Origin of the sequence: Acetobacter ghanensis (genome assembly GCF_001499675.1) — a bacterium.
Classification (GTDB): domain Bacteria; phylum Pseudomonadota; class Alphaproteobacteria; order Acetobacterales; family Acetobacteraceae; genus Acetobacter; species Acetobacter ghanensis.
Genome location: NZ_LN609302.1, coordinates 1,459,616 through 1,475,589 on the forward strand (window position 1 = coordinate 1,459,616; position 15,974 = coordinate 1,475,589).

The following is a 15,974-nucleotide window of genomic DNA, read 5'->3' on the forward strand; positions in this document are numbered from 1 at the left end:
AAGCCAGAAGCGGAATGAGAGCCGGTGTTTAGCCCAGCCCCTGCTTGAGGGCGGCCGTCAGCTCCTTGGACGTGGCGTTGCCGCCCAGATCCTTGGTGCGGACACCGCCTTCGGTGATCACTTTCTTGATCGCGGCATCAATGCGGTCGGCCTGCTTGTTGTGGCCAACATGGCGCAGCATCATAACCGCAGCCAGCAGCAGAGCCAGCGGGTTGGCAATGCCTTTGCCTGCAATGTCGGGGGCAGAGCCATGAACGGCTTCAAACACAGCGGCTTTTTCGCCAATGTTCGCACCCGGGGCCATGCCCAGCCCGCCAACCAGGCCAGCGGTCAGATCGGACAGAATGTCCCCAAACAGGTTGGTGGTCACCACAACATCAAACTGCCACGGGTTGATGACGAGCTGCATGGCGCAGGCATCCACAATCCGTTCGTTAAAGGCGATGCGGCCTTTGTATTCCTCGGCAACCTTGCGGCCTTCTTCAAGGAACAGCCCGGTCAGCAGCTTGAGAATGTTGGCCTTATGCACGATCGTAACCGTCTTGCGGTTGTTCTTGACGGCATATTCAAAGGCGTATTTGACAATCCGGCGGCATTCGGCGCGGGAGGTAAAGCCAGAGCTCAGAGCAATGCCCTTGGGGTCTTCACCCACAGGGATGTAGTGCTCCATGGCGGCGTAGTAGCCTTCCAGGTTCTCACGGAAGAGAACGAGGTCAATGTCTTCAAACCGGCCACCGGGCACAATGGTCTTGGTGGGGCGCAGGTTGGCGAACAAACCAAATTCCTGCCGGAGCGTTACATTGATGGACTTGAAGCCACCCCAACCGGTGTGGTCAGCGGGCCTTTCAGGGCAAGGCCCGTACGGCGGATGCTCTCAATGGTCTGCTTTGGCAGCGGGTCGTTAACCGCATCTACACCAGCCATGCCGGCCAGCTGACGGTCCCATACAAACGGGGCCTCAACTGCGTCCAGAATTTCTATAACCGATTCAACAATTTCAGGGCCAATGCCATCACCGGGAATAAGTGTGGCGGGAATGGTCTTGCTATGTGCTGTCATACTGAGAAGCTCCCTTCAACTTCGCTGCCTGTTCTGCGCTTCTTTGGTCAGTCAGGCGATTCCCAATTACGTGACCATTGGACGTAAAGGTTTGGTATCACGCCTTATTGAGGGGTGCACAGGCCGTTTGCAGCCATTTTTGTGCATCTGAGGGCAGGTGGGGGCCAATCCGTTGCAAGATTTCTGCATGGTAGCCATCCAGCAGGGCGGTATCTGCCGCGCCTAGAATGGCCGGGTCTATTAGCCGCCGGTCAAAGGGGGCGAGGGTCAGGGTCTCAAATTCCAAAAATGGTCGTGTGGAGTCCGCTGTGCTGGCCGCGCGGACCATCATGAGCGTTTCCAGTCGGATACCGTAAGCTCCGGGCAGGTAAAAACCCGGCTCGTTGGAGAGCACCATGCCTTCCTGCAATGCAATGGCCGAAGGCGCTTTGGAAATGCGGGCCGGACCTTCATGCACGGATAAAAAGCTGCCAACGCCGTGCCCCGTTCCGTGGTCAAAGTCCAACCCGGCCTGCCACAGGTCATACCGGGCCAGAGCATCCAGCGCGTGGCCCTTGGTACCGATGGGAAAACGCGCATGACCAAGGCGCAGGTTGCCTTTAAGCACACGGGTAAAAGCGTCTTTTAACTCGGGCGGAGGGGTGTTAGGGCCGGTCCAGAGTGTGCGGGTGACGTCGGTTGTGCCATCGGGGTACTGGCCGCCGCTATCAATCAGGTACACTTCGTCGGGCTGGAGGGGGCGGTTGCTCTGCTCCGTAACACGGTAATGAATAACAGCCCCATTTGGCCCCGTACCAGAAATGGCGGGAAATGAATCCTCCACATAGCCTTGTGCTTCTCGGCGGAAGGCCGTTAACCGCTCGGCGGCATCCAGTTCGGTTGTTGAGGTGGCGTGGGTGTCCATCCAGTGTAAAAAGCGGCACAGAGCAACGCCATCCCGCAGATGAGCGGCGCGCATACCCTGCTGCTCAACCGTGTTTTTGCAGGCTTTAGGGAGCAGGCATGGGTCCGGGGTAGGAACAACGGTTGCGTTGTGGTGGCCCAGAATTTGCGTAAACCACACAGCATTGCTTGCCGGGTCCACGCCAACGGTACGCCCCGCCAGTGAGGCCAGCACTTTTTCCATGTCATCAGGGGCATTGAGGCGCACATCCGCCCCTAGCCATGCTTCAACATCGGCAGGAATTTTGCTCCGCTGGATAATCAGGTCCACGGTTGTATCCGCATGGAGAATGGCAAAGGCCAACACCACGGGTGTGCAGGGAATATCCGCCCCCCGAATATTCAACAGCCATGCAATGGAGGCGGAATCGCTTAATACAGCGGCATCTTGCCCAAGGGTGCGCAGGGTGTGAGCAAGGCGTTCGCGCTTGCTGGCCGAACTTTCGCCCGCGTATTGCAATGGGTGGATAAAGGCCGGGCCTGCGGGCAGGGGTGGACGGTCGGACCAAATGGCATCGACCAGATTATGCGGGGTGGGAGAAAGTGAAAGCTGGACCTGTTGCAGATAAGGCGTCAGTTCGGCCTGACTCATAATGCGTGGGTCATAACCAATAACCGCGCCGGGGTGCGCATGGGTGCCCAGCCATGTAGCGGGTGGAAGCTGGCCACTATGCACGCGCTCCCAACAGGAGGCATCCACCTGCTGGTCCATTTGCGTAATGTAGCGGCCATCAGAAAAAACAGCAGCTTTGTCGGCCAGAACAATGGCGGTCCCTGCGCTGCCGGTAAAGCCGCTTATCCACGCCAGTCTTTCAGCGCAGGCGGGCGTATATTCGCCCAGAAATTCATCACCATGCGGAATAATAAGGCCATCCAGGCCATTCTGGCTCATAAGTGCGCGCAGAGAGGTCAGTCTGGTCATGGATAAAGAGGCCAAGGTGCTACTCCGCATAGATGATGAAAAAAGGGGGAGAACAGGTCAGACGTTACGGACTGACCTGCATGGTAAGAAAGTCAGAACAACGTCAAACGGCAGGCTTTCCGGCCGGACGACGGAGGATAAGCGTTGCCCAGTCCCCTTCGGTCAGGACCTGTTCAAGCACAAGTCCCTGCCTGCGGTGGGCGGCCAGCACCATGCGGACCTGCGTTTGCAGCAGGCCTGCCAGAATAACCGTACCACCGGGAGCCAGAGCCTGTGCCAGATCCTTGGCCATAAGGCACAAAGGGCGTGCCAGAATATTGGCAAAAACCAGATCATAAGGTGCATTGCGGCGGATGGCGGGGGTTTGCCAGCCATTGCCAAGGCGGCATGTCAGAGCGCGGTTCAGCCGGTTGCGGCGCGCATTCTGGGCGGAAACACGGACAGACCACGGTTCAATATCTACAGCCAGTACCTTCTGGTGCAGCAGGGCCGCAGCAGCCATGGCCAGAATACCGGTACCACAACCAAGGTCCAGAATACGGCGGGGGTGGCGGTGCGCTATACGTTCCAACGCACGCAGGCAGCCGCGGGTGGAACCATGTTCGCCCGAGCCAAAAGCAACACCAGCATCCAGTGTTAGCACAATGCGGGTGGCCTCGGGCGCATCGGGCAAGTGGGTGCCGCGGATAACAAACCGTTTGCCAACCTGCTGTTCGGGGAATGCCTCGTACGTACGGGCAAGCCAGCCCTCGGCTTCGGTTGCTGTGCGTTCCAGCGTAGCGGAAACGCCGCTTGTCAGTTCGGCCAGCATTAGTGCCAGCGCCAGATCATCTTCCTGATGCCCGGTGTCTTTTACGCCTTCAACCCGCCACAGGGTACCTTCCGGGTTGGCTTCAAAAATCCCAACCGTGGTGCATACGCTGCCAATGGCGTTTTCGTACGATTCCACGGCGGCTTCGGGCACGGTAACAGAAATGGTTTCCAGGCTGGTTGCGTGGCGGCGGGGAGGAGGGGCCATTATAATTTCTCGATAAAGGAGGAAAGAAGTCGTTTTGTTCCCGCGTTTTCAAACGCGATTTCCAGGTGGTTGCGGTCTGCCGCAATGACAATACCCACGCCAAAACGCGGATGGCGGACATGCTCGCCAAGCTGAAAAGCAGGTTCGGCCTCGGCCTGCCGTTTGCGTCTGGCAACAAGGGGGCCGTTGTCAAACACACTGTCCTCGGCAAATAGGCCGCGGCGGTTGCTGCCGCCTTCATTTTTGCGGGTAATATGCGCGTCTGGCAGTTCGTCCAGAAAACGGCTGGGCATGGATGGCTGCCAGTTGGCATAGATACGGCGGCTTCCGGCATGGAAGATCATGGCCTGCTTGCGTGCGCGGGTAATGCCCACATAGGCAAGGCGGCGTTCCTCCTCCAGCCCCTTAAGGCCCCCTTCATCCAGTGTGCGCTGGGAGGGAAAAACGCCTTCCTCCCAGCCGGGCAGGAAGACGGTGTCAAATTCCAGCCCCTTGGCGCCGTGGAGCGTCATAATGGACAGTTTGGCGTCCTGCGCTTTTTCGTCCGTCTCCATAACAAGGGAGACATGCTCCAAAAATTCGCCCAGCGTGCCAAAGTCGGCCAGTGCGCGCACCAGTTCCTTCAGGTTTTCAAGGCGTCCGGGTGCTTCGGGCGAGCGGTCAAGACGCCACATTTCCAGATAGCCGCTTTCTTCCAGCAGGTGCTCAACCGCCAGAACATGCCCCTCACGCGCCAGAATCTCACGCGTGCTGTTCAGGGCGTCAACAAGAACGCGGAGCTGGTTGGCCGATTTGCCTTTGAGCTGCCCGTTGTCCAGCATGGTTTCGGTTGCCATACTGACCGACGTATTGGCAAAGCGGGCCGCCTCGCGCAGTTTTTGCAGGCTGGCAGGGCCAACGCCGCGTTTTGGCACGTTGATGATGCGCTCAAACGCCAGATCATCCGCAGGTTGATGGACAACACGCATATAGGCCAGTGCATCACGTATTTCCGCCCGTTCGTAAAAACGGAGCCCGCCAACAATGCGGTAGGGCAGGCCGGTCTGCACAAGCCGTTCCTCAAATGCACGGGTCTGAAAACCCGCGCGGACCAGAATGGCCATTTCGGCCAGAGACTGCCCTTTGTGGTGGAGCCGCTCGGCTATGTCACACACGTTGCGGGCCTCGGCATCCGAATCCCATACGCTGGTGACCAGTACTTTCTCGCCATCGGAAGGGTCATCTCGCCCGGAGCGGAGGGTTTTGCCCAGCCTTTCTCCATTATGGGCGATCAGTCCGGCGGCGGCTCCCAGAATGTGGCGGGTTGAGCGGTAGTTCCGTTCCAGCCGCACAATTTTTGCGCCGGGAAAATCTTTTTCAAACCGTAGGATATTTTCGACTTCCGCACCGCGCCAGGAGTAAATGGACTGGTCGTCATCGCCCACGCAGCAGATATTGGCGGGGCCATGTTCGTGCTTGGCCAGCAGGCGCAGCCACAGATACTGCACCGTGTTGGTGTCCTGATATTCGTCCACCAGAATGTAGCGGAACATGCGGTGGTACTGTGCCAGCACATCGGGCCGGGTACGCAGGATTTCGGTCACATGGAGCATCAGGTCGCCAAAATCGCAGGCGTTCAGTTGCAGCAGCCGGGCTTGATAGGCCTCGTAAATGGCGCGGGCGTGGCCGTTGGCAAAGTCCGTATCTTCCGACGGTGTTACGCGTGCGGGAGTAAGCCCCCGGTCCTTCCAGCGCTGGATAACACCAAGCAGTCCGGGCGCAGGCCAGCGCTTGGTGTCGATCTGCCACGGTTCCATAACCTGTTTGAGCAGGCGTAGCTGGTCGTCGGTATCCAGAATGGTAAAGTTCTGTGTTAGCCCCGCATATTCAGCGTGGCGGCGTAGCATACGGGCGCACAGGGCATGGAAGGTGCCTAGCCACAACCCTTCTGCCGGAGCCCCCAGAAGCAGGGCAACACGTTCGCGCATTTCGCGCGCGGCCTTGTTGGTAAAGGTGACTGCCAGAATCTGCCACGGCTTGGCGCGTTCGGTCAGCAGGATATGGGCAAAGCGCGTGGTAAGCACGCGCGTTTTGCCAGTACCAGCACCGGCTAGAACCAGAAGGGGGCCATCCGTTGTTTCGATGGCGGCCCGTTGCTCCGGATTAAGGCGCGCAAGGTAGGAGGTACCGCTTTGTGGGGCGGCAGGAGAATGCGGGTGAGAAGGGGGCTCGAATGTCGTCACTATTCTCTTATATAGTGATGTCCGCCTCAGGCCAATCGGAGCAATAGATGGCGAAAGCAAAGATGCCGCCAGACCACACACCTACCGCACCGGGCGGAGGGGGAGCAGCTCCCGCGTTCGCATCCACAGGGCCTGCGGGGCACCGTAAACGGATGCGGCAAAGAGTGCTGGCGCATGGCGCGGGAGGACTGGCAGACTACGAACTGCTGGAAATGTTGCTGTTTTACGGTGTGCCTCGGCGGGATACCAAGCCGTTGGCCAAAAGCCTGATCAACCATTTTGGCTCTTTTTCCGCAGTGCTCGATTCTTCCGCAGAGGCGCTGCATGGGGCAGGTGCACCGCGTGGGAGTGCCGCCTTATGCAGCCATTTACCAGACGTGGCGGCCTGCCTTGTGCGTGATGGGAGCAGCCAGCGCCCTTATCTGGGCGATTGGGACAGCCTTCTACATTACTGCAATACCGCCCTGCTGGCCGCCAGTCGCCCGCAAATGCGTGTGCTGTATCTGGACAGCCGCAACGCCCTTCTGGTGGATGAGGCGCGGGCATGGGGGCATGGCACGCCAGATGCAGAAACCGTTCGTCTATCAGTTGGGCAGATTTTGCAACGCGCGCTGGAGGTGCAAGCCAGTGCGCTTGTGACCGTGCATCTGCCAGAGCCGGGGCAGGATGTGCACGCGGTGCTTAAGGGCGATGCGCCGTTTGTAACGGCTATTCGCAAGGCTGCGCCTTTATTGGCGGTCAGCGTGCATGATCATCTGGTGATCGGGCAAAAGGGGGCATGGTGCAGCGCACGCCAGCAGGAGACAGACTGGTGAGCGCCCCATCAAGCCTACCAACCCGGCAGGGTGTGGCCGATGCGTCCCTGTTTTTTGCCCGGTCTCACGCTGGGATGCCGGAAGTTCGCCCACTAATTCCACGCCAGCCGGAAGGGATGGATGACCGGCAATGTCTGGCCCAACTCCTTGCAGCGGCCAGGCTCAGCCATGACGCGGCGGATGCGCTGGCGACAGCTCTTCTGGCGGAATATGGCACGTTGGCCGCCGTGCTGCTGGCCGCTCAGCATCAGGAAGGCAGCATACGCCAGCAACCAGAAGCCGTGCGTGTTTTGTTGATACTGGCGCAGGAAAGTGCTTTCCGCCTGCACCGTGCCCGGTTGCAGCGGGGGAATGTGCTGGCCGAGCGCCCGGCGCTGAATGCTTATCTACAGGCCGTTATGGCGCGTGAGAAAACCGAGCAGATGCGGGTGTTATTTCTGGATGCCGCGTACAGGCTTCTTGCGGATGAGGTGCTTGGGCGCGGCACGGTGGACCATGCGCCCGTTTACCCGCGAGAGATTGTTCGGCGTGCGTTGGCGCTGGGGGCAGGGAGTTTTGTGCTGGTCCATAATCACCCAAGCGGGGATGCCATGCCCTCAGCGGAGGATGTGAGCATGACGCAGCAGATTATTGCCGCAGCCCGTATAGTGGGGCAGCAGGTGGCAGATCACCTTATTGTTGGAAAAGGGCAGGTCCTGAGCATGAAGGAGGCCGGGTTACTGTAGCCTCCTCCATGCTTCTCTCAGAACCAGCCAATCAGTCTTCGTCAGCTGCCGGAGGTGCGGCACATTTGGTAGCCAGCGGACCAAGCGCTGCCTGTATGCCCCATTCACCGGGAAGGCCACTATAGGGGAACAGAATGTTCACATGCCCCATTTTGCGGCCCGGACGGGCTTCCTTTTTGCCGTATAGATGCGGGATGTGCCCCGGATTGGCCAAAATGGCAGGCCACAGAGCCATATCTTCCGGCCCTACCAGATTTTTCATGACCGCATCCGAGTGACGGATGGCGGCGGGGAGGGGGAGGCCCGCAACGGCCCGGATGTGCATGTCAAACTGGTCCTGCGGGCAGGCGTCCATTGTCCAGTGCCCGGAGTTGTGGGGGCGGGGGGCAACCTCATTGATCATGAGCGAGCCGTCCCGCGTGAGGAACATCTCCACACCCATAATGCCGATCAGGTCAAACTTTTCCGCAATAATGGCCGCTAGTCTGCCTGCTTCCTGCGCCACGTTTTCCGCCACTGGGGCGGGGGCCAGAGTAAGGTCCAGAATGCCGTGCCAGTGATGGTTCAGAACCGTGTCAAAACAACGGGTTGTGCCATCCGTGCCCCGTACGACCATAACGCTGAGTTCGCAGGCAAAATCGACCATGCCTTCGGCAACCAGCGGATGGGGGGCCAGTGCTTCAAATGCTTCATCCAGCTCCGCTTCCGTGTAAACGCGGCGCTGGCCTTTGCCATCGTACCCGTTGCGGGTGGTTTTGAGAATGAGAGGGAAGCCCAGCTTCCGGGCGGCCTCATGGAGTGTTGCGCGGTCTGTTACGGCGTGCCACGGCGCCAGAGGCACACCGGCTGATGCCAGAAAGGTTTTTTCTGCCAGACGGTCCTGACTGATGCGTAAAATATGGCCAGATGGGCGAACTGGGCAATGCCTGCTCAACCGGTCCAGCGCATCGGCGTTGATGTTCTCAAATTCAAAAGTAACAACATCAACAGCCTTAGCAAAGGCATCCAGCGCATCGGGGTCATCATATGCGCCAAGGGTTACTGCGCTGCTGACTTGCGCGGCAGGGCCGTGGGCATCCTGCGTGAGAATATGCGTTTTAAAGCCCAGCCGGGAGGCTGCCACGGCGGACATGCGGCCAAGCTGCCCCCCGCCAACAATGCCAATAACAGCATTGGGGGCAAGGGCGGAATGTGTCTGGGTCATTCGTTTTCTGTCACGGGTGTATCGGCAACCGATGCGGTTTGTACGGCGCGCCAGGCTTCAAGCCGCGCAGCCAGTTCGGGGTTTTGCAGAGCCAGAATGGAGGCAGCCAGAAGGGCAGCGTTCTTGGCTCCGGCCGAACCAATGGCCAGAGTGCCAACCGGCACACCGCCGGGCATCTGCACAATGGACAGCAGGCTATCCATGCCTTTGAGCGCACGGGATTCAACTGGTACGCCCAGCACGGGCAGGCGGGTCCATGCTGCACACATACCGGGCAGATGGGCGGCTCCTCCCGCACCTGCAATAATGACTGACAAGCCCCTGTCCGCCGCTGTGCGGGCGTAGTCCGCCAGCCGGTCCGGTGTGCGATGTGCGGAAACTATGCGGATCTCATGCGGTATGCCCAGTTCTGCCAGAATAGCATCGGCATGGCGCATGGTCTCCCAGTCGGACTGGCTGCCCATGATAATGCCAACCTGAGGGGGCGCTGCCGCAGTCTGATCTTCTGCTGTGCGGGCGGAGGAGGTCTGAGGGGAAGTGTTCACAGGGGTAGGGTATCCGGTCTTGCTGATCTGGTCCTGTTACGAAGTCAGGCAATATTGTCGGGTATCAGCTGGCTTTCAAGCCGTGTTATGCGGTCTTTGAGCAGTAATTTCCGTTTTTTTAGCCGTTGCAGGTAGAGCTGGTCGATAAAGGCTGTCTCGCAGGTCATTCTGTTAATGACTGTATCCAGATCACGATGCTCGCTTCGCAGTTCAAGAAGTTGCCCCAGTAGTGACTCGCGGTCTTGAATCATGGTGCTGGTTCTCCCTGTGTGCATCTGACTCGTGCATTCAAACGGATACTCCGTTGTTGCACTTATGGCACGGTTTACCAACCATGCATTGCTGTTGGGGTCTCTGCAAACAGGAAAAAGTTCCATGTGCACAGCGCATATCGCCATGCGTTGGAATATGAAATTAGCATGAATTTTTTGGCCGTCTGTACGTTAGCGTAAACCTGTCACTAACCGAATGGAGGCAGCCATGGCGCGCCTAGCAAGGATAGAGAGTCTCAAACACCGCCATTCCTATATTGACCAGAAAATTGCTTCCGAAGGGGGACGCCCCAGACCGGATGAACGTGTCCTGATGTGCCTGAAGCTGCAAAAGCTCAGGATTAAGGAAGAAATTGAACGGCTGGCGAGCTAAAAACGCACCGTGGTTCTATCTGCTGTGAGCAGGCGCCCAGCAGATAGAACCGACAGGATTTTATTCAGCAGAAAAATCAAGATCACCCGCATCCAGTGCCGGTGTGGGAATTTCCGCCCCTTCGCGCTCAAGGCGTGCATTGGCGTCTGCCACAGCGGCGTTCAGGTCCGTCTGGCTGCACAGGCCAACAGTGACCGGGTCACGCGGTTTGATGTTGGGCGTGTTCCAGTGCTGCTTGTTCCGCACTTTGGCAATGGTGTCTTTGGTGGTGCCCAGCAGTTTGACAATCTGCTGTTCGCTTAGCTGTGGGTAGTTGCGCAGCAGGAAGGCAATACCATCGGGACGGTCATGGCGCTTGGCAACGGGGGTGTAGCGCGCGCCCTTGGACCGGCGACGTACGGGGTTGTTGGTCGCCAGAATTTTAAGCCGTGCGGTGGGTGTTGCTTCGCAACGGCGAATTTCTTCAAGTGCGAGCTGGTGGTTGGCAACCGGATCGTAGCCAACAATGCCCTGAGCCACCTCACCATCGGCAATGGCCTGTACTTCCAGCGGGTGCATCCCACAAAAAGCGGCAATCTGTTCAAAGCTGAGCGCGGTCTTTTCGATCAGCCACACAGCGGTTGCTTTTGGCATCAAGGGTAAGGTCGTCATTTGGCTTCTATCCTGTCGTCGGGCGGCGCTCACGCAGGCACCGGTAAAATTGACGGCCTGGAACCTCTTCCGAAGCCTGCGTGCCTGCCGACGCGCATCTATGCCCCCGATATGGAGGGAGCAGACCGTTCAGGTCAAGCCGCAAAAATACAACAAAAGGGGGCGGAACCAGAGTTCCGCCCCCTTTTGGGTCAGTTAAGTGTGGTCAGGCCGCAGTTGGCACGGGTTCATTCTGCTGTGCATCTGGCTCAACCACCGTGGTGTGGTTGGGAACAGCAGGGACCGTGTCGTGCTGGACCCGTTGCGTGGGTTGCCCAACATTGACCGGAATACGCCGGGGTTTGAGCGCCTCGGGCACAATCTGGCGTACGCTAATGCGCAGCAGGCCATTGGTCATATCCGCGCCGGTGACTTCAACATGGTCGGCCAGTGCAAAGCGGCGTTCAAAGGCACGGCGGGCAATGCCGCGGTGCAACACCTCTCCCTCATCCTGCGGGGTGTTTACACGGCCAGAAACAATAAGTGTTCCGTCCTGTACGACCAGTTCAATATCATCTGGTCCAAACCCCGCTACGGCCATGGTCAGGGCGTAGCTGTCACTCCCTGTTTTGGCGATGTCATAAGGGGGGTAGCTTGATGTGCCGGTGTTGCGGGCGGCCGTATCCATAACCTGAGCCAGCCGGTCAAAACCGATGGCGGTACGGAACAGTGGTGCAAAATCATAAGTCATGTGGAACCTCCTCGTTCAGCAAGGTTCTGCCGTGCAGTTAGGCCCCATAAGGCGGCCCCTGTGGCAGTTTGTCCGACCGACCCCGTTGGGGCGTCAGTCATGCACCAAACGTGGAAAGCCCCGCCTCCTTTTTCAAGAGGGCGGGGCTTAAAGCGCGCAGCAATGCTGAAAAAATCAGCCTTTCTTGCGGGAGCCAATTCCAGCAAAACGCTTGTTGAACTTGGCGACCTGGCCCCCCGTGTCCATAATGCGCTGAACGCCGGTCCACGCCGGATGGGACTTGGTGTCAATGTCCAGACGGATGGTGTCACCAGCTTTGCCGTAGCAGGAGCGCGTGGTGTATTCCGTGCCGTCGGTCATGATGACGGTGATTTCGTGGTATTCGGGATGAATGCCGGACTTCATGGGGCAGGTCTTTCTTTACAGCATACGAAGGCCCGATACCGACCGGGCCGAATTGCCGTGCATATAACGGTATGCGCGAGCAGGATCAACTGTTGATTCCGCCTTCATTCTCCGGCGCTCGTGCAATTCGGGTATCTTTTTTGGGTGGGGGGGAGTGCGTGTGCGAAGAGGAGCAGGCAGAAAAGATAAATAGGGGAAAGTTTTTCAAGAATTTCAATAAATAAGACTTGAGAAACAGCAAGCGTGGCGGATACAGATTGGTATCTTTGCTTAAAACCCTATAAACAGGATATTAATTTATGGTCGATCTTAAAGCTGATCTTAAGGCCCATGTTCGCGCGCCAGGCTGGGTAAGCGAGTTTCGCTCCTTTATCATGCGGGGCAACGTGGTGGATCTGGCCGTTGGTGTTATCATCGGTGCTGCGTTTACAGGGATTGTAAACAGTCTGGTCAAAGACGTTTTTAACCCCTTGATCGGCCTGTTGGTTGGCGGGATTGACTTCTCCAACCTGTTCGTCACCCTCAAAGGCCCGCACGAAGCAACGCTGGAAGCCGCACAAAAAGCGGGTGCGGTGACCCTGAATCTGGGCCTGTTCCTGAATGCGGTTATCCAGTTCCTGATTGTGGCCATGGCTATTTTCTGGATGGTTAAAGCTCTGACGCGCCTGCATGTGCGCGAAGATGCAAAACCGGCAGCCCCCGTGCCCCCCACCAAAACCGAAGTTCTGCTGACTGAAATTCGTGACGAACTGGCAGCACGTAACAAGGAACAGGCTGCACCGCAGGGCTAAGGGCGGGACAGTCTATAATAAAAACAGACTTTGCCCTTAGGGGCAGAGGCTGTGTTTTCGGCAGGCGGAATATGGGGTAGGCTCTTGCAAATGAAGCGTCCCGTATTCCGCTTTTTTTATAAAGCACCGGCTTTTGCCGTTACTGTTGCCATTGCCGCTGTGGCGGGGTGTCAGGCTGTGCCCTATGAGCTCAAGGTAGAGCAAACCCCCAGCACGTTGCTCTACAGCTACGCCATAGCCAATGGTATGGCACGCGGGCAGTTGATGAGCGGCTCCATGACGCTCCCCCAGATTGTGCACATTATTACCGCAGACCGCGCAGCACTTAACGCCATTCTGGTTTTCCGGGACCATCCGGGGCACGACACGCTTCAGTTAGCCGGCCAGAAAGTGGAAGATTTTCTGGCTGTTATCGACCAGCCAGCCAATCCGGCTGATAGTGTTATGGTTATGCCAAACGGGCAGGTGGTTCCTCTCTCCCATCACTAGGCCCAAAAAAACGGAGCAGTTTGACTGCTCCGTTTTTTTATAAGTTCCAAGCTGGCTTCCCTTAGGGTCAGGAGGCTGTTGCTTTGGGGTTTTTGGCACCACGCTTCAGGCGTCCTTCTCCCATAAACAGGAGAAGAGGGGCAGCGATGAAGATGGAGGAGGAGGTGCCAACAACAATACCAAACAGCATGGTCCATGCAAAGCCGGACAGTGTGGCGCCCCCCCACAGGGCCAGCGGTAGAGATGCCAGGAAAACAGTGGAGGAGGTGCCCAGTGTCCGGTTCAGCGTCTCGTTAATCGAGAGGTTGATCAGGTCAATGAGCGGCATGGTGCGGTATTTGCGCAGGTTTTCACGCACACGGTCATACACCACCACCTTGTCGTTGGTGGAGTAGCCCAGAATGGTGAGAATGGCGGCCACCATGACCAGATCGAATTCAAAACCGGTCAGAACCAGAAAGCCCATGGTTTTGGTCAGATCAAGCACAAGCGTAATGACCGCGCTGAGCGCAAATTCCCACTCAAACCGGAACCAGATGTAGGCCAGAATCATGGCAAGGCTCAGGCCAAGCGCCAACATGCCGTTGCGGAACAGTTCGGCCGAAACCGAGGCCCCTACAGCATCCGCCCGCAGAATGGTGGTGCCGGGTAGGGCCTCGGATATTGTGTGGCGCACATTGTCCACAATGGCCTGCGTATCCTTCTCCGAGCCAGCATCCAGCCGGATCAGCACATCATCAGCTGCGCCAAAGGACTGGAAGGAGGCGTGGGATACGCCATGTTCGGCCAGAATTGTACGGAGTTTGGCAAAGTCTGCCGGACCGTTGGTCTTGGCTTCCACCACAATCCCACCCCGAAAATCCAACCCAAGGGTCAGGCCGGGGTGAAAGAACAGAATAATGGAGGCAAGCGAGAGCACGGCAGAGACGATCAGCCCCATATAGCGGCCGCGCATGAAGTTGATATGCGTATCCTTACGGACAAAACGCAGAAGAGGACGTCCGAACATAGTAGCGCCTCGTTGGTTCAAACAGGCAGGCTGGTTGGGCGCGTACGCGCGTACCAGCGGGCCATGAGCATGCGGGAGAGCAGCAGGGTGGTGAACAGGGTGGTCACAATGCCAATGGTGATGGTGAGTGCGAACCCACGAACCGGACCTGTGCCAAAAACAAACAGCATGACATGGGCCAGCAGGGCCGTGGCGTTACTGTCGATAATGGTGGAGGTGGCTTTTTCAAACCCTGTCTGCATGGCTGCCAGTGGGGTACGCCCACGGGCAACTTCCTCACGGATGCGCTCGTTGATCAGAATGTTGGCGTCTACCGCCATCCCCAATGTGAGCAACATGCCCGCCATACCGGGCAGGGTCAGCGTTGCTTCAAAAAGGGAGAGGATCGCCACCATCAGTACCAGGTTGGCCAGCAGGGCCATATCCGCGTACCAGCCGAAGCGGCCATAAAACAGCACCATAAAGGCCACAACCATAACAAAGCCGACGGCAAGGCTGATGATACCGGCACGGATGGAGTCAGCCCCAAGTGATGGGCCAATGGAGCGTTGTTCAATAACGCTCAGCGGGGCAGGCAGCGCACCGGCCCGCAGCATAAGGGCCAGATCGGTGGCCTTCTGGGCATCAAACCCGCCGGTAATCTGGCCATTACCGCCGGTTATGGGGCTCATGATCACGGGTGCTTCGATAATCTTGTTATCCAGCACAATGGCGAATCGTTTGCCCACGTTGGCCTGCGTTACTGCGGCAAAGGCGTGTGTGCCTGTCGAATCGAAAGAGAAGCTGACAGCCCATTTGCCGCTCTGCTGGTCAATAACCGCGCCAGCGTTGGTCAGGTCGGAGCCATCCACATCCACATGGTCAAAAACGGGCAGTGGGCCACCTTCTGCCGGGTCGGCCATGGGCAGGAGGCTGACACCCTGCGGCGGATAGGTGGCGTGCAGCGGGTTGGCATCCACCAGATGGAAGCTCATTTTGGCTGTGGTGCCCAAAAGTGCCTTAATCCGGTCCGGGTCGCTAATGCCGGGTAGCTCCACCACAATGCGGTCATCACCTTGGCGGGTAATTTCGGGATCTACTGCGCCAGTGCCGTCAATACGGCGGCGCACGATCTCGATCGACTGGGTTACAGCCTCACGCGCACGGGTGCGGATGGATTCGGGTGTGAGCGTCAGCGCAATGCTGCCATCCTCACGCTTGCTGACGCTGAATTCATTGGGTACGGCGCGGGGCAGGGCGTTGAGCGCCGTAATGTCGGCTTCAGTCTCGGAGGCGGAGCGGGGCGTGAAAGAGATAACGCCTTTGTCGGCATCCACCGCAATGTTCTGGTAGCCCAGTCGCGCGTTAAGCAGCGCGTCACGCGTGTTTTCAGACAGGGTTTGCAACCTGTCATGGGTCAGGCTTTGCAGGTCAACCTGCATGAGCAGGTAGGAGCCGCCCCGCAGATCCAGCCCAAGATGGATCTGTCGCCAGGGTATGGAAGGGAGCGGCTTGCGCATGCCGTTAGGCAGGCACAGCAGCAGGCCTAACAGGCATATGCCCAGTACCGAGGCCAGTTTGGTGCGGCTGTAATACATTCTCACCTGATCGCTTGCAGTTTTGCTGCCGGGAACATGCCGTTCAACCCCAACAGATGCAACCCGTCCACGTGCTTCTGGGTGGAATGCTTTGTGTTTTCGTTCATTTTGCGTGGCGCATACGCATCACCTTGCACAACGTATGGCAGGTGGTCAGTGGTTGGGGCGGGGCTTGTTTGCATTCGGGGGTTGGCCTGCTACCCCTTGAGCAGGCAAAAAACAGGC

At 58.0% G+C, this 15,974-nt stretch carries 17 protein-coding genes and 1 pseudogene; 5 read left to right on the forward strand and 13 right to left on the reverse strand.

From position 1 onward, the window contains the following. Nucleotides 1-28 precede the first annotated feature (28 nt). From AGA_RS06980 to AGA_RS06995, 4 genes and pseudogenes are all read right to left on the reverse strand, one after another. Nucleotides 29-1,059: pseudogene (locus AGA_RS06980) on the reverse strand (isocitrate/isopropylmalate dehydrogenase family protein). A 97-nt stretch (nucleotides 1,060-1,156) separates the two neighbouring features. Next, nucleotides 1,157-2,938, reverse strand: coding sequence for an aminopeptidase P family protein (locus AGA_RS06985; RefSeq protein WP_083503676.1), 1,782 nt, complete (start codon nucleotides 2,936-2,938; stop codon nucleotides 1,157-1,159). 88 nt (nucleotides 2,939-3,026) lie between these two features. Next, on the reverse strand, nucleotides 3,027-3,941 hold the full coding sequence (locus AGA_RS06990) for a 50S ribosomal protein L11 methyltransferase (protein ID WP_059023620.1): 915 nt from the start codon (nucleotides 3,939-3,941) through the stop codon (nucleotides 3,027-3,029). After that, nucleotides 3,941-6,166, reverse strand: coding sequence for an ATP-dependent helicase (locus AGA_RS06995; protein ID WP_059024719.1), 2,226 nt, complete (start codon nucleotides 6,164-6,166; stop codon nucleotides 3,941-3,943). The genes AGA_RS06990 and AGA_RS06995 overlap by 1 nt, the downstream gene beginning before the upstream one ends. Nucleotides 6,167-6,210: 44 nt before the next feature. On the opposite strand from AGA_RS06995, the gene AGA_RS07000 reads away from it, so the two are divergent. Both AGA_RS07000 and AGA_RS07005 read left to right on the forward strand, forming a co-directional pair. Further along, on the forward strand, nucleotides 6,211-6,978 hold the full coding sequence (locus AGA_RS07000; RefSeq protein WP_157065321.1) for a JAB domain-containing protein: 768 nt from the start codon (nucleotides 6,211-6,213) through the stop codon (nucleotides 6,976-6,978). Further along, the gene (locus AGA_RS07005; RefSeq protein WP_059023622.1) at nucleotides 6,975-7,703 is read left to right on the forward strand and encodes a JAB domain-containing protein; all 729 of its coding nucleotides are present in this window, start codon (nucleotides 6,975-6,977) and stop codon (nucleotides 7,701-7,703) included. Before AGA_RS07000 ends, AGA_RS07005 begins: the two co-directional genes overlap by 4 nt. 31 nt (nucleotides 7,704-7,734) lie before the next feature. On the opposite strand, the gene AGA_RS07010 is transcribed toward AGA_RS07005, so the two are convergent. The 3 genes from AGA_RS07010 to AGA_RS07020 all read right to left on the reverse strand — a co-directional run bounded on the left by AGA_RS07010 (nucleotide 7,735) and on the right by AGA_RS07020 (nucleotide 9,703). After that, a complete protein-coding gene (locus AGA_RS07010) occupies nucleotides 7,735-8,907 on the reverse strand; it encodes a 5-(carboxyamino)imidazole ribonucleotide synthase (protein ID WP_059023623.1) in 1,173 nt (390 codons plus the stop codon). Then, nucleotides 8,904-9,377: a 5-(carboxyamino)imidazole ribonucleotide mutase gene (gene purE / locus AGA_RS07015; RefSeq protein ID WP_264811703.1), complete on the reverse strand. Its 474-nt coding sequence runs from the start codon at nucleotides 9,375-9,377 to the stop codon at nucleotides 8,904-8,906. Before purE ends, AGA_RS07010 begins: the two co-directional genes overlap by 4 nt. Before the next feature lie 119 nt (nucleotides 9,378-9,496). After that, nucleotides 9,497-9,703 carry a YdcH family protein gene (locus tag AGA_RS07020; protein WP_059024723.1) on the reverse strand — a complete coding sequence of 69 codons (207 nt, stop codon included), beginning with the start codon at nucleotides 9,701-9,703 and terminating at the stop codon, nucleotides 9,497-9,499. A gap of 229 nt (nucleotides 9,704-9,932) precedes the next feature. Between AGA_RS07020 and AGA_RS13450 the strand changes: the two genes are divergently transcribed. After that, nucleotides 9,933-10,097: a YdcH family protein gene (locus AGA_RS13450; protein WP_083503677.1), complete on the forward strand. Its 165-nt coding sequence runs from the start codon at nucleotides 9,933-9,935 to the stop codon at nucleotides 10,095-10,097. 60 nt (nucleotides 10,098-10,157) lie between these two features. Here the strand turns inward: AGA_RS13450 and AGA_RS07025 are convergent, their stop codons facing one another. The 3 genes from AGA_RS07025 to rpmE form a co-directional block, all read right to left on the reverse strand. Beyond that, complete coding sequence (locus tag AGA_RS07025; protein ID WP_059023624.1) at nucleotides 10,158-10,748, reverse strand: DUF1013 domain-containing protein; 591 nt, start codon at nucleotides 10,746-10,748, stop codon at nucleotides 10,158-10,160. A gap of 205 nt (nucleotides 10,749-10,953) precedes the next feature. Then, nucleotides 10,954-11,478: an Hsp20 family protein gene (locus AGA_RS07030; RefSeq protein WP_083503576.1), complete on the reverse strand. Its 525-nt coding sequence runs from the start codon at nucleotides 11,476-11,478 to the stop codon at nucleotides 10,954-10,956. A gap of 174 nt (nucleotides 11,479-11,652) precedes the next feature. Beyond that, nucleotides 11,653-11,883, reverse strand: a complete 231-nt coding sequence (gene rpmE / locus AGA_RS07035; protein WP_059023625.1) for a 50S ribosomal protein L31 — start codon at nucleotides 11,881-11,883, stop codon at nucleotides 11,653-11,655. A gap of 299 nt (nucleotides 11,884-12,182) precedes the next feature. Here rpmE and mscL point away from each other — a divergent pair, with 299 nt between their 5' ends. Together mscL and AGA_RS07045 are read left to right on the forward strand one after the other, a co-directional pair. Continuing rightward, nucleotides 12,183-12,674 carry a large conductance mechanosensitive channel protein MscL gene (gene mscL / locus AGA_RS07040; protein WP_059023626.1) on the forward strand — a complete coding sequence of 164 codons (492 nt, stop codon included), beginning with the start codon at nucleotides 12,183-12,185 and terminating at the stop codon, nucleotides 12,672-12,674. A gap of 90 nt (nucleotides 12,675-12,764) precedes the next feature. Then, nucleotides 12,765-13,163, forward strand: a complete 399-nt coding sequence (locus AGA_RS07045) for a hypothetical protein (RefSeq protein ID WP_059023627.1) — start codon at nucleotides 12,765-12,767, stop codon at nucleotides 13,161-13,163. 67 nt (nucleotides 13,164-13,230) lie between these two features. Here the strand turns inward: AGA_RS07045 and secF are convergent, their stop codons facing one another. Genes secF through AGA_RS14085 form a run of 3 tightly spaced genes read right to left on the reverse strand, consistent with a single transcriptional unit; the run spans nucleotide 13,231 to nucleotide 15,931 of the window. Next, complete coding sequence (gene secF, locus AGA_RS07050) at nucleotides 13,231-14,172, reverse strand: protein translocase subunit SecF (RefSeq protein WP_059023628.1); 942 nt, start codon at nucleotides 14,170-14,172, stop codon at nucleotides 13,231-13,233. Nucleotides 14,173-14,189: 17 nt separating this feature from the next. Further along, nucleotides 14,190-15,755: a protein translocase subunit SecD gene (secD, locus tag AGA_RS07055; RefSeq protein ID WP_172793725.1), complete on the reverse strand. Its 1,566-nt coding sequence runs from the start codon at nucleotides 15,753-15,755 to the stop codon at nucleotides 14,190-14,192. Then, nucleotides 15,752-15,931 (reverse strand): hypothetical protein, encoded by a 180-nt coding sequence (locus tag AGA_RS14085; RefSeq protein WP_059023630.1) that lies wholly within the window; start codon nucleotides 15,929-15,931, stop codon nucleotides 15,752-15,754. Before AGA_RS14085 ends, secD begins: the two co-directional genes overlap by 4 nt. Nucleotides 15,932-15,974 lie beyond the last annotated feature (43 nt).